This window comes from Methanosarcina vacuolata Z-761, assembly GCF_000969905.1.
GTDB classification, from domain to species: domain Archaea; phylum Halobacteriota; class Methanosarcinia; order Methanosarcinales; family Methanosarcinaceae; genus Methanosarcina; species Methanosarcina vacuolata.
Map to the genome: position 1 here is coordinate 3,526,247 of NZ_CP009520.1, position 12,848 is coordinate 3,539,094.

The 12,848-nt window shown below is 40.6% G+C and carries 11 protein-coding genes; 7 read left to right on the forward strand and 4 right to left on the reverse strand.

Going from position 1 to position 12,848, the window contains the following annotated elements:
- The first annotated feature begins 430 nt into the window (after nucleotides 1-430).
- The gene (locus tag MSVAZ_RS14540; protein ID WP_048122105.1) at nucleotides 431-2,662 is read left to right on the forward strand and encodes an S-layer protein domain-containing protein; all 2,232 of its coding nucleotides are present in this window, start codon (nucleotides 431-433) and stop codon (nucleotides 2,660-2,662) included.
- A 260-nt stretch (nucleotides 2,663-2,922) separates the two neighbouring features.
- Here MSVAZ_RS14540 and MSVAZ_RS14545 read toward each other — a convergent pair whose 3' ends face one another.
- A complete protein-coding gene (locus MSVAZ_RS14545) occupies nucleotides 2,923-3,642 on the reverse strand; it encodes a DUF1614 domain-containing protein (RefSeq protein WP_048122107.1) in 720 nt (239 codons plus the stop codon).
- A 312-nt stretch (nucleotides 3,643-3,954) separates the two neighbouring features.
- Complete coding sequence (locus tag MSVAZ_RS14550) at nucleotides 3,955-4,830, reverse strand: DNA integrity scanning protein DisA nucleotide-binding domain protein (protein WP_048124136.1); 876 nt, start codon at nucleotides 4,828-4,830, stop codon at nucleotides 3,955-3,957.
- A 420-nt stretch (nucleotides 4,831-5,250) separates the two neighbouring features.
- On the opposite strand from MSVAZ_RS14550, the gene thpR reads away from it, so the two are divergent.
- A complete protein-coding gene (gene thpR, locus MSVAZ_RS14555) occupies nucleotides 5,251-5,796 on the forward strand; it encodes an RNA 2',3'-cyclic phosphodiesterase (RefSeq protein WP_048124138.1) in 546 nt (181 codons plus the stop codon).
- A 206-nt stretch (nucleotides 5,797-6,002) separates the two neighbouring features.
- On the opposite strand, the gene MSVAZ_RS14560 is transcribed toward thpR, so the two are convergent.
- Nucleotides 6,003-7,082: an epoxyqueuosine reductase gene (locus tag MSVAZ_RS14560; RefSeq protein ID WP_048122109.1), complete on the reverse strand. Its 1,080-nt coding sequence runs from the start codon at nucleotides 7,080-7,082 to the stop codon at nucleotides 6,003-6,005.
- A gap of 649 nt (nucleotides 7,083-7,731) precedes the next feature.
- Here MSVAZ_RS14560 and MSVAZ_RS14565 point away from each other — a divergent pair.
- Together MSVAZ_RS14565 and MSVAZ_RS14570 are read left to right on the forward strand one after the other, a co-directional pair.
- Nucleotides 7,732-8,736, forward strand: a complete 1,005-nt coding sequence (locus MSVAZ_RS14565; protein ID WP_048122111.1) for a replication factor C small subunit — start codon at nucleotides 7,732-7,734, stop codon at nucleotides 8,734-8,736.
- 118 nt (nucleotides 8,737-8,854) lie between these two features.
- The gene (locus MSVAZ_RS14570) at nucleotides 8,855-9,367 is read left to right on the forward strand and encodes a COG2426 family protein (RefSeq protein ID WP_048122113.1); all 513 of its coding nucleotides are present in this window, start codon (nucleotides 8,855-8,857) and stop codon (nucleotides 9,365-9,367) included.
- Between the two features lie 298 nt (nucleotides 9,368-9,665).
- On the opposite strand, the gene MSVAZ_RS14575 is transcribed toward MSVAZ_RS14570, so the two are convergent.
- Nucleotides 9,666-9,887, reverse strand: coding sequence for a histone family protein (locus MSVAZ_RS14575; protein WP_255420828.1), 222 nt, complete (start codon nucleotides 9,885-9,887; stop codon nucleotides 9,666-9,668).
- Between the two features lie 344 nt (nucleotides 9,888-10,231).
- Between MSVAZ_RS14575 and MSVAZ_RS14580 the strand changes: the two genes are divergently transcribed.
- The 3 genes from MSVAZ_RS14580 to MSVAZ_RS14590 all read left to right on the forward strand — a co-directional run bounded on the left by MSVAZ_RS14580 (nucleotide 10,232) and on the right by MSVAZ_RS14590 (nucleotide 12,825).
- Complete coding sequence (locus tag MSVAZ_RS14580; protein ID WP_157206102.1) at nucleotides 10,232-10,564, forward strand: hypothetical protein; 333 nt, start codon at nucleotides 10,232-10,234, stop codon at nucleotides 10,562-10,564.
- A gap of 128 nt (nucleotides 10,565-10,692) precedes the next feature.
- Nucleotides 10,693-11,646: a class I SAM-dependent methyltransferase gene (locus MSVAZ_RS14585; RefSeq protein ID WP_048122118.1), complete on the forward strand. Its 954-nt coding sequence runs from the start codon at nucleotides 10,693-10,695 to the stop codon at nucleotides 11,644-11,646.
- A 42-nt stretch (nucleotides 11,647-11,688) separates the two neighbouring features.
- Entirely contained in the window at nucleotides 11,689-12,825 is a 1,137-nt protein-coding gene (locus MSVAZ_RS14590) for a tyrosine-type recombinase/integrase (RefSeq protein WP_048122120.1), read from the forward strand.
- The last annotated feature ends 23 nt before the right edge of the window (nucleotides 12,826-12,848 follow it).

Sequence of the window (12,848 nt, forward strand, 5' to 3'; positions counted from 1 at the left end):
CTGGTATAGATGAGAATTAGTTGAATTATAAAACGGCAGAGAAGAAGCTTTCAAAACAAATTTCACACGAATCCTTGTTTGAGAGTGGCATCTTTTAACTTCTGACGAAATTTGTGGAAAATTTGAGGGTTATTCTTACAACACCAATCTACGAGTTCATCCCAAAAACGCGTTTCTTCTCAAATATTTTAGAACTACTTTCTGTGACAAGAAACTCAATTGATAGTTTACAAGCCTCATTGCCGAGGGCTGCGTTTGAGATTAAGAAAAATCAATTTAGAGTTTCGAAATGAATTAATTAGTAAAATTTATCAACTACTTAGATTTATTTGTTGTTACTTTTTAAAAAATAAATATTACCAATACTGATATTATCGTAGATATTATGTTAAAACATATGATAACAAATAAAGAAGAGTGATAATTTCTTATGAGACCCCACATTCAGAGGACTTTGATTTCCCTGCTTGCTTCGCTTATGGTTTGTTTGTTGATCGTTCCCGCAGGTTTTGCAGCTCAAACTCCAGTTATCTCTGGTATTCCCCTCGACACAAACGAAACCTTATCAGATGGATTCTGCTGGAATGCGACCACTTTTGGCGGCTTTAATTATCCTGTAAACCAGCACAAAAACTTCGTAGCTTCTGAAAACTGGTCTGGTGAACGCCTTCAGTATGTAGAAAAAGACGGCAAAGATGAACTTGGAAAAAGCTATCCTGGAAACCATGTAATAGGTGAAGGAGAACTTGTTTATACTACCCGTCCTTTCTCTTCAAAATACAAGGTTGTTTCCGAGCTTGATCTTGACGCCAAAACAACTCCTAAAGAGCTTAGTGGGATGTTCTACTACAAACTCGCTTGGTTTGGAAAACCGTATATTACCGTCGGAGGCGACTCCACCCGGCTTACAAACCTTGTAATGGACCAGAAATCTGACGATAAAAAAACATTAAAGGCTGGAGATTCCTGGGATCTAGGGAGTAACTATTCTCTGGTAGTTAACCAGGTTGATGTTGATGGCGAAAAGGTATGGTTTGAACTAGATAAAAACGGGGAAGAAATTGAGTCAGGAATTGTAAACACAAGTGGAAATGTTGCTGATAAAACCTTTACTGCAACTGCGGATTTCGGAGATAAGAAAGACCAGCTCTACTTTACAACCTATGTAGATTCCGTATTCACAAGTGCTACTGATTCTTTTGCAGTCTTTAAGTATACCTGGCTCATCGATAAAGATAAAGTGATGCTCATTGAGAATGGGGACGAATATCAGGGTTTTGAGGTAAAAGAAGCTTCTGAAAACGAAATCGTCCTTACGAATTCAAATTCTATCACTTTGAACCTTGATAAAGATAAAAAGAACTACTTTACTGATTCCTGGTATTTCCAGACCTCAGATGAAGGAAAGGGAAGCACTTCTCCGGAAGGGTATGTTATCTATCCGGCAAAAGAGCTTAACAGCTCTGGAAATTATACCTTGAGAGGTTTGCCTTTTGACACTAATGAAACCTCATCTGATGGTTTTATCTGGAATGCGGCCACTTTCAGCGGCTTTAATTATCCTGTAAATAAACATAAGAATTTTGTAGCTTCTGAAAACTGGTGGGGAGAACACCTTCAGTATGTAGAAAAAGACGGTCAGGATGAACTTGGAAAAGATCATCCTGGAAACCATGTAATAGGTGAAGGAGAACTTGTTTATACTACCCATCCTTTCTCTTCAAAATACGGAGTTGTTTCCGAGCTCGATCTTGATGCCAATACAACTCCTAAGGAGCTTGGTGGGATGTCATATTATAAGCTTCCCTGGTTTGGAAAACCGTATATTGCCGTAGGAGGCGACTCCACCCAGCTTGCAAACCTTGCAATGGACCAGAAATCTGACGATAAAAAAACATTAAAGGCTGGAGATTCCTGGGATCTCGGGAGTAATTATTCTCTGGTAGTTAACCAGGTTGATGTCGATGGCGAAAAGGTATGGTTTGAACTAGATAAAAACGGGGAAGAAATTGAGTCAGGAATTGTAAACACAAGTGGAAATGTTGCTGATAAAACCTTTACTGCAACTGCGGATTTCGGAGATAAGAAAGACCAGCTCTACTTTATAACCTATGTAGATAAGATATTCACGAGTGCTACTGATTCCTTTGCAGTCTTTAAGTATACCTGGCTCATCGATAAGGATAAAGTTATGCTCATTGAAAACGGGGACGAATATCAGGGCTTTGAGGTAAAAGAAGCTTCTGAAAATGAAATAGTCCTCACAAATTCAAATTCTATCACTTTGACCCTTGATAAAGATAAAAAGAAATACTTTACCGATTCCTGGTATTTCCAGACCTCGGATGAAGGAAAGGGAAGCACTTCTCCGGAAGGGTATGTTATCTATCCAGCAACCGATGTTACTGTAGAGGATAACGCTTCTTCAGGTGTCAATAATTCTGAAAATACCTCGAGTGAATCTCTCTCGAATGAGTCTGCACCCTCTACATCCTCTGCTTCTCTTCTCGAGAGTAAGGCTGACGATTTAAAAGATGTTAACAGCAGCAGTCCTGAGGAAAAATACGGAATGGAAACTTCCGCAAAAGCTCCTGGTTTTGAGGTGCTTGCAGGTGTTTTCGGAATAACTCTTTGTCAGTACTTCATGAAAAGAAGGGATTAAGAGATTTATCTCAAAAATTGAGGATTAAAAAAGAGTAGTCTTTTTAAGTTCTCTTCCTTTTTCTCTTTTTTTCTCTTCCTTTTTTTCAGTTCGTTTTCTTTTACATATTTAGCCTTACTACTTCTGATTCCTGTTAATTGATTCCTTTCAATTGATTCCTTTCAATTGATTCCTTTCAATTGATTCCTTTCAATTGATTCCTGTTAACTGATTCCTGTTAACTTCTCCCTATTAATTGATACCTGTTGACTGGTTCTTTGTTATATCAGGAGAAGAGCGATGAACCCGCTTAGAAAGATTCCGTCAAAGGTTCCTGCCCCTCCTATGCTGGCAACCGGAGCTCCAAGATTCTTAATTTTTCCCAGGTTAAGAAGATCGGCTCCAATAAGGGTTCCGAGTACTCCTCCTGTATAAGCAATGACAACGCGGCACTGGTCAATTGGACAACCTGGAATATGAATTATCGAGGTCAGCAAAATCGCAGCAAGGGCAGCTGCAAGGGGTGGGACCAGCGCCGGGGTTGCAATACCTATGCCGCGGATCGGCTTTGCTACAGAATGAGTTATGATTGTAACTATTAAGATGCCGGTTCCTGCAAGAAGGAGAGATGAAGGGAATTTCATAAGAAGGTAAGCTGAAATTAGAATCGGAATAACCGCTCCTCCTACGTTCACAGCAATTGTCGTTTCATTTCTTATCACACGCCGAAATGGAACTCTGTAAGATACGCCAAAAACACGGACATATGTATCTCTAACTACCGGAGCATCGGATCTGAGGGTTGCCAGAGGGATATTGATACCGCTTCCGAAGAGGGACAGTAACATGATAAGAAGCGCATCCTCTATAGAGAAGCCAATCTTCGTAAAGGTGGAAACAATTATTCCAAAAAAAAGAGAACTAAGCCCGAAAATCAGAATAAAGATCAAAAGAAGAAGGAATGTAAGGCTAAAAGGAATGTAAAAAAGTTGTCTTCTCATGAAAATGCTCCACTTTCTTTATTTCCCCGATATTTAAACATATACTCTTTTATTTTCCCGTATATTTATACTCTCTTTATTTTCCCGTATATTTAGATATATAATTTCTTTATTTCCCCGAATATTTAGAAATACACTTTCTTTATTTCCTGGCATATTTAGAAATACACTTTCTTTATTTGAGTCTATGTTCTGCCCTTCTTCTTACACGTTCTACTGAAAGCCTTTTCTCTTGAAAAGTTAGCAACTCAACACTCTGGGAATACAACTAAAAATTATTAATCCTGTATAAAAAAGTTCTGATTTTCAGGATTAAATGTATCTTACCGCAGGCTTCAGGCATTCCATGCAAATTATTTCTTTTGCATCTTTATATACCCTTATAATCCCGCCCGACTCGGATACCGTAACTGCAATCGCAACCGTATCTCTGCTGATTGCGGCTGCCGAGACGTGTCTACCTCCCAGTCCTTTATCAATATCCACATTTTTTGCATCAACGTCAAGGTAGCGGCCTGCGGCCTGGATTATTCCGTTTTCATCTACAACAAAAACCCCGTCAAGTTGGGAAAATTCCTTTATGGACTCCCAGTTTCTCTTGTCAAGGATATTCCGGTAAGTTTCATCATGGCCTGCGTAAGGATTCAGTATTAACTGGTGAGAGCGTTTCAGAACCTCTTCGGAATCGCCTATTATGAAGGCAGATCCTATCTTTTTGCCTTCCCTGCCCGTAAGGACAATATCAAAAGAGATTTTCATGATTGCGCTCATCACTTCAGGCTTTATCCTTTCCTGGCATTCCTTCATAGCTTTTATAAGGGGATTTTCATCGAGGTTATGTACAATAATCGAACTGGAGCTGCGGGTTTCGATCACGCCTACAATAATCCCGTCTTCCAGTTTTCCAAGCACGTATTCTATGGCGGCGGCTTGCTGAAGGTGATCAGAATTACCTGCAGCCTCGCGGTTTATCTGGTCACCGAGTTCCTTTATAGGATTTTTTCCATCCTTTCCAGTGGAGACAAGGTGATCTATTATGCTTTTAGGACGCATGGAGATGTAATAGACCGGAATTCCCCCAGTTTCGATCCCTTCAAAACTCAACTCTCCGGAAACCATAATTGCGGCAGCATCAAGTTCTCTGGAAATCTGGGCTGCCGTCTCTGCAATTATACGTGCTCTATTCATATGATCCACCGCTTTTTCTTTTTGCAGCAACCGATTTGAGGCTCCACTTTTTATTATTAGAGTTATTATTTTTTTTGAACTAACATTATTTTCTTAAATCAAGGTTATTATTTTTTAACTTAGCGTTTTTCTCCTGACTAAAATTCTATACTGCAGGTTAACATTGAGACCAACTTAATAAATACTTAAGCTTATTTCCTTCTCTGTACTTATCTCTTGTATATTATAATTGCCCTGTAATCCATTGATATGTCCTTTTTTTCCTGTCCTTTTGCACTATTGTCTCTTTCGTATTTTTCTAAAAGATTTTGTGGAGGGTTTACAATTCCTTCAAAAAATAGACCTAAACTCAGTTTTTCCAGACGAAAATTAACAGGAAGATTTTTCTGGTTCGCTTTTCAATTAAGATTGGTGAATGCTTTGATCAGGACATTTATAGCAGTGGAATTAGATCCCAGTTTTACGGAGAAGATTCGAGAGCTTCAGGCCAGATTTTCTGGTTTTGATTTGAAGTTTGTTGATCCTGAGCTTGTTCACATAACTCTGAAGTTCCTGGGAAATGTGGATGAATCAAGAGTTTCCTCACTTTCTGCAGCTCTCGACTCTATTACGTGCGAGCCTTTCGAAGCAAAAGTAGGGGGACTTGGAGTATTTCCCAAGCCTTCGAATCCCAGAATCCTCTGGCTGGGTGCAACCGGAAACTTCAGGGAGTTACACGACAATGTAGAAGAGTTACTGGAACCTTTTAAATTCGAAAAAGATGACAGAGAATTTACTGCCCATGCTACTCTTGCCAGGATAAAGTTCCTCAAGAAAGATCAGAAAAACACATTAATAAATATAGTAAAGGAATTAATGGACATCGAAATTGGTACTATGTGGGTAAATAAAGTGCTTTTAAAGAAAAGCACACTGACTCCGAAAGGGCCGATCTATGAAACTCTGCATACTGTGTACATGGACTAATCGACGTATAGGGGACAGATGAAAAATGGATAGAACTCTGCATACCGTATACATGGACTGACCTGTGTTACATTTCTTTCTTCTCTACCTTTTCTGCCCTTCCTGCCTTCTCTATAGATCTTTCTTTCGTGCGGTAAGCGCACCTCATATTTGTGGTCCTTAAACCTCATTGTGGTCCTTAATTAACTCCCCCTGTTCTGGATCGTTTACTCCTCTGGAACCGATTCGTACAGCTTTTTCCTCTCCGAAGACATGTTTTTGAAATACTCATTTGCTTCTTCAGGAGACACGGCTCTAAGTGTTCCGTCTGGCTCCTGTATGACCACACCGCTTTCTGTTAGCATCCTGTATCTGGCTTTCCGGACTTCTTTGTCAGGATGGCAGACAAAGTGGCAGTTTGAACAGGTATATTCCATTCTGTTTCCTGGAATCAGGCATATGAAAAATCCGCCTTTGATACTTGGCCTTTTGAGGTACGCTTCTATTGTACCGGGCATCGCAGCGATAAAATCTTCATCCTTTTTGGGAATCTCAAAACGAGCCGGAGACCAGGTAGACCATTTTCCGGAGGCATTAAGACCTGTAAGTCCTCCGCAAACAAGGAAACATCGGCTGTTGCTTCTCCTTTTTCCGTAGCTAAACTCTTTTCCTCCAAGATTTACCGTTACCTTCTCAAGAGGGTCAACATATCCAGAAGAGCAGACTGCAAGGCAGATCTTACATTCGTCACAATAGTTTTCTTCTTCCGGCAGTGGCTCTGTTGGGATAAGCTCTGCATCAGTAACTACAGATGCCAGGACAATTGCTGATCCGTATTCCTTAGTAATTATGTTTCCTGAGTATCCGAAATGTCCTATTCCGGAGCGAACTGCCAGGTATCTATGGGAAATAGGGGGGTGCATATCCAGCAGCCAGTTTTCCGAATCCTGACGGTAAACGAAATTTGCAATCTGTGGGACAGCTTTGTACCCATACTGCTGTAAGAATCCTGCCATTTCCAGGGCTATCCCATTGGCGAGGGTGGTAGTTCGTACTTTATTGGTTTCAAGGGATGTATGGTCCTCTTTTCTAAAGTAAGGTTCTATAAGGTTCTGGTCAAAAGCAAGGGCAAAAACAATTGCCGACTTCGCCTCTGGCAACACATATGTCAGATCCGTAGAAGGAGGGCCACCTGCAAGGGTTTCGGTTGTTGCGATGCCTACTCTAAAGGCTCCAAGGGTTAGAGCCATTTCTTTGAGCTCTTCGGTTAGTTTCTCAGCTTTCGATTTATCAGTTTGTTCTTCCATTCTCGACTCCTCAGGCAAATTAAATAAAATTGATCTCAATTTATTTTATGTCAGACAAATGATATATTCATGATCGGCATTCGAATATACCAATTCCCTACAAGTATAGTCCAGTGACTTTTAAAATAATATATAGTATAGATTTTTTAAATTTGAAAAATTATTATTATATATATACGAAAAGGACTATTTTGTAAAAGTGAGAAAAGATCAATTAGTCCAAAATAAAATAAAATCAAATAAATATAATGGTCAAATAATATTTTATGTAAGTAATAAAAAATTAAATAATATATAATAAAAGATATAGAAAAATTGAGTGACGTAAATATTACTAAAATCAATAATGGAAATGATAGTATAAATCGTAGAATTATTGATGGTGGCAAAACTGGAAACTTAAATAAGTTTGGCTGAGAGAGTAAAAGCGGACCAAGAAAATGAAATGTTATCGTTTTTCTTTAACCGTTCTACTTTAGAGTTGCCATTTTTCGTCTCTTGTTATTCTTTTATTTTGCTTTCTATACATTTATATATTGGTTGCATCCTGGCTGTAACGCATAAACTGTATTTAAAATGCAGTTAAACACAACAACTCAGAACATTCAAAAGTTTAAATATCATCTTCTCTAATATGGTGCAAGCATGAATGGAGGACTCTACGATTAAAGAAGAGATATGGATTGAGAAGTACAGGCCTGTGCGGCTGGACCAGGTGGCGGGGCAGGAAGAAACAATCGAACGCCTGAAGTCCTATGTTGCAATGAAAAATCTTCCTCATCTGCTGTTTTCCGGGCCACCGGGAGTCGGAAAAACCGCCTCTGCAGTTTCGATTGCAAGAGAGATTTTCGGGGAAGACATGTGGCGTGAAAACTTTACCGAACTTAATGCGTCGGATGAGAGAGGAATTGACGTTGTCCGGACAAAGATCAAAAACTTCGCAAAAACTGCCCCTATGGGAGAAGCCGAATTCAAGATTATCTTCCTGGATGAGGCCGATGCACTGACCTCAGATGCCCAATCTGCACTCAGGCGGACAATGGAGCGTTTCAGCAATAACTGCCGGTTTATCCTATCCTGCAATTACTCTTCCAGGATTATCGAGCCTATCCAGTCCCGCTGTGCAGTCTTCAGGTTCAGGCGACTTTCCGAGGAGGCTATCAGGAAACGCCTTGAATACATAGCTAAAGATCAGGGGCTGTCCGTTACTGAAGACGGATATGAAGCTCTTATTTACGTAGCCCAGGGAGATATGAGAAAAGCCGTGAATTCACTCCAGGCTGCTGCTTTCGTTGAGCCGAATAAATCTATATCCAGGGAAACAATCTATAGAACTACCGCAACCGCAAATCCGGAAGATATCAGAAACCTGATTGAAACTGCCCTGCGTGGAAACTTCAGGGCTGCTCGAAAGGAACTTAACAGATTGCTCTACGAAGAAGGGCTCTCTGGAGAAGATATAGTTGGACAGATTTACAGGGCAATCTCCGAAATGGATAACCGGATGATTCTGGACCTTGAGCTTTCTGAGAAGCGTATTGTTGAACTCGTAGACTTAATAGGTGAGATTGATTTCAGGCTCACGGAAGGAGCAACTGAAAAGATCCAGCTTGAAGCTTTACTCGCACATTTTGCGCTTTCTAGCTCAGATTAAAGGTTTTAACGACTCGGAAAAATCTTCTCCCCACCAGGTATCTCTAGAACTGTTAAAATGGCTTGAATTCGGCCATTTTTAAAATATGAACATACGGAATTAATAAATTCTGATTACCATGTCTGTTGAAATAACATTAGTAGAAATGTTGGGGTCTGTTCCCCACTGGCTTGCAGTTTTGATCATGGGAGCTATACCTATCTCTGAACTGAGAGCGGCAATCCCTGTTGCAATAGGCATCTATAAAATGAGCCCATTTGAGGCCTTCTTCTTCTCAGTGCTTGGAAACCTCCTTCCTGTAATTCCTCTTCTGCTCTTTCTTGAGCCGGTCTCAAACTATCTCAGACGTTACTCGATCTTTGATACTTTCTTCACCTGGCTCTTCTCAAAGACTCGCCGGAACCATACCGAGAGCTTTGAAAAGTACGGACTCCTTGCCCTAACCATCTTTGTAGCCATCCCCCTGCCGGCTACCGGGGCCTGGTCTGGCTGCGCAGCAGCATTTGTATTTGGGGTCAAGTTCAGGCATGCCTTACCTGCAATTGCTGCAGGAGTGATGATAGCAGGAATTATAGTAACGGCAGTTACTGTAACAGGAATAGGTCTCGTTGATATGATAATGGGAGCATAATTTCCCTTTTTATCAAAGATCTGCCCTGTAGAATCCCTAACCGCAACAAATCTGGAAAACGTAGCTGTATAATAGAGTCGCACGTAAAAAGTAATAGAGTTTCACGTAAAAAGTAATAGAATCTCACGTAAAAATTAAGAGAATTTCACGTAAAAAGTAATGGAGTTTCACGTAAAAAGTAATAGAATCTCACGTAAAAATAGGAAAATGCTGGGTACCAGCATTTTATTTTCTGTTTCGTCCCGTAAAGTAAGATGATACCACTGGTGAATAGCGTTAATGGGTGGTCAGTCTTAGTTTACAGCATTTCTTTTGCTAATTTTATGTCTTCAGCTTTTACAGTTTTTCTACCTGCATGTTCTGCGAGTTTTATTGCTTCTCTTGAAATCTCAAGTCCATATTCTTCCAGAATTTCTGTAAGGGCCATTCCTGCACTCTCACTAACTCTATGAGCACCTGCAGTTCTTATTAAACGCTCAATTGGTGCAAATGGTATTACTTTTGCCATATTATCCTCCATTCTTCTTTATTTGTTAATATATATCCTTATAATTCCTGATTTTGTAATCAGATTCTATAAATAACTTTGCTTATGTTGGGGTTTTTACTTCCTTTCCAGCTTTTAATACCTTTTTCTCCTTTATTTTACTTTCCAGAGCCTCACTATTTGTTTTTTATTTATAGCATAAATTACGCTTCGGAGACTCCTGTCCGTTTTGCTCGCTTCGCCTGCTCAAAAAGACTGATCCACCCAAGTACTGATGGGAGCACAGAAAATCGAAAATTTTGTGAGAGTTGTGATATGTAATTTCAATAACTATGCCCTGCGAGAGAGTTGCGGCTTTATAGCAACCGTTGCGCCGGTTGATCACGCCGATAGGGTTAGGGGACAAAGTTGTCAAATACAAATATTGGCTCATGGTTTTCGGTCAAGCCTTTTTTGAAAAGGGTTGCGGTCAAGCCTTTTTTGAAAAGGGTTGCGGTCAAGCCTTTTTTGAAAAGGGTTGCGGTCAAGCCTTTTTTGAAAAGGGTTGCGGTCAAGCCTTTTTTGAAAAGGGTTGCGGTCAAGCCTTTTTTGAAAAGGGTTGCGGTCAAGCCTTTTTTGAAAAAGGTTGCGGTCAAGCCTTTTTTGAAAAAGGTTGCGGTCAAGCCTTTTTTGAAAAGGGTTGCGGCCAAGCCTTTTTTGAAAAGGGTTGAGGGTTAAGAGAGGGGTGAATTATGGGGGAGAATAACTGTTTTAATTTACGGTTATTGGGTGGGGAGTAAACCCAGTTTAGATCTCTTTTTCGAAATCTTGATATGAGATTATCCGAATCTAAACAGATATGCTTTTACAGGAACTCCTTGGCATTAATGAAGACGTCTATTTTGTAGAGGAAAGCTATCTCGCCCAGAGGACTATTGAGCGTACACTTGATTATCTTAAAGGGGTCCGGAGGTTTGCAGAGGCAAGGAAGGTGCGGCTCCTGAGAGTTTACGAAGGGAAGTACACACTTGGGCTTTTTCTTTTTAATTCGGCAGACGAGGAAGTCCCTGTAGATTTCTGGTCGGTTTTTACGGGAGCTCTTGCAGGAGCTAGCTCTAAAAAGGATTTTGAAGCCATTACAGACTCTCTTTTTACTTTCAATGTCCCTGAAAAAGAAATTGAAGTTTCTTCGGAAACCTGGCGAGACGCCGTTAATGAGTACTATTCGCTAATGCTTGTAAACCGGAATCTCTGCCCGGGCTGTGCGGTTAAATCCGAGTCTTACGGGAGTGTCTTTTCGGAAAATCGTGTGCAAAGGGTCGCAGAAATCTTCGATGTTCTTCAAAAAAAGGGGATTTACCCTGAAGGCAGGCTTCTTGAAGTCTGCTGTGGAAATGGGATGTCCACACTTGCCCTCTACAGACTTGGGCTTAACCCACTGACTGTAGAAATTAACAAATGTACAGTCTGCCAGGGGCTTGAACAGGGAGTTTTAAACCCTCGAAGAACGGTTGTAATGGATGCAACGGCTCTTTCCAGATATTTCGAGCCGGGAAGTTTTGATGCCGTGATGGGATTTATGCTGGGGCTTGTCTATGAATTCAATAAAGAGCTCTGGATAAATATTGTAAGAGAGATGGCCTCGGTCGCAAATGAGGGTGCTCTCATGCTTTTTACAGTTAGCAGCAAGCCGGAGGCTGAAATTCTTGCCGGAACCCTTCTCAGGTCGGGAGTCAAAGGTGAGATCGTAGATAACACCGACTCTGAAGGGACTTACGATCAGTGGTTTTTTGTGGGAAGAAAACAAAAATAATGACCTATATTGTTTATCAGGCATGAACCCATTTATGTTAGCATGAGTAACCAGAAGATCCTAAAGGACTATTTAAGAAAGTGCAAAGCCGATGGACTTAAAGAAGCAACTATCAAAACGGCTGAAGTTACCCTTACACCATTTATTGATTGGTGTGATGACAAGGATCTACAAGCGTTTACACCCGATGATATATACGACTACCTGGACTTTATAGACAATTACAAACGGACAACCAAAGCTGGTAAAGTCATAAAGTATTCCCCAAATACAAAACAGCGGATCAGGATCGTACTCAAGAAGTTTTTAAGTTACGTAAATCCTGATCTCGGAGCGGTCATTAAACTGCGAAAATTAAAGGATGGGAAAATCCCAGAGGACATACTAACACAAGACGAAATAGAGAAACTTATCGAGGCTAGTAGAAGCACTAGGGATAGAGCCATTGTCGCTACTTTTTACGAAAGCGGGGCACGAAGAGGAGAATTATTGGAGGTACGATTAAAGCACGTAACATTCGATGAGAAGGGTGCTGTACTGAATATTCAAAAAGGGAAAACAGGCAGTCGCCGCATTAGACTCGTTTTGGCTTCTCCTTATTTAAGGCAGTGGATAGAAACCCATCCTTTGAAAAATGACCCCGATGCTTACCTCTTTTGCTCTAACAAGTCACCATACAATGTTATTACTTATGTGGGATTGGCTAAACAACTTCATGAAATCGCGAAAAGGGCAGGAATACAAAAACAAAGAGTGCATCCACATGCCTTCAGGCACGCAAGAGCAACCCATCTCGCAGAACTCTTGCCAGAACAACTTTTAAAAGAGTATTTGGGCTGGACTAAATCCTCTACAATGGCTAGTGTATACGTCCACCTCTCAGGCCGTGACATGGATAATGCAATACTGAAGCTTCATGGTATTGAGACCGACGACGCACCAAAAAAGCTAACAGTAAGTAAATGCCCCAGGTGCCGGGAAATCAACCCTGAAAATGCAGTATTTTGTCTAAGGTGCGGTTTACCACTCACACAGGAGGCGGCAATGACTGTCGAAACAACGAAAACAGAATACATGCAGGTTGCAGAGCTAGACGAAATACAGGAAATGAAAAATGAGTTACAACAACAGCGTGAAGAGATCTCTAAACTAAAGGAAACGATAAAACACGGGAAATAACTGCTTTAAAACAGATTTACAGG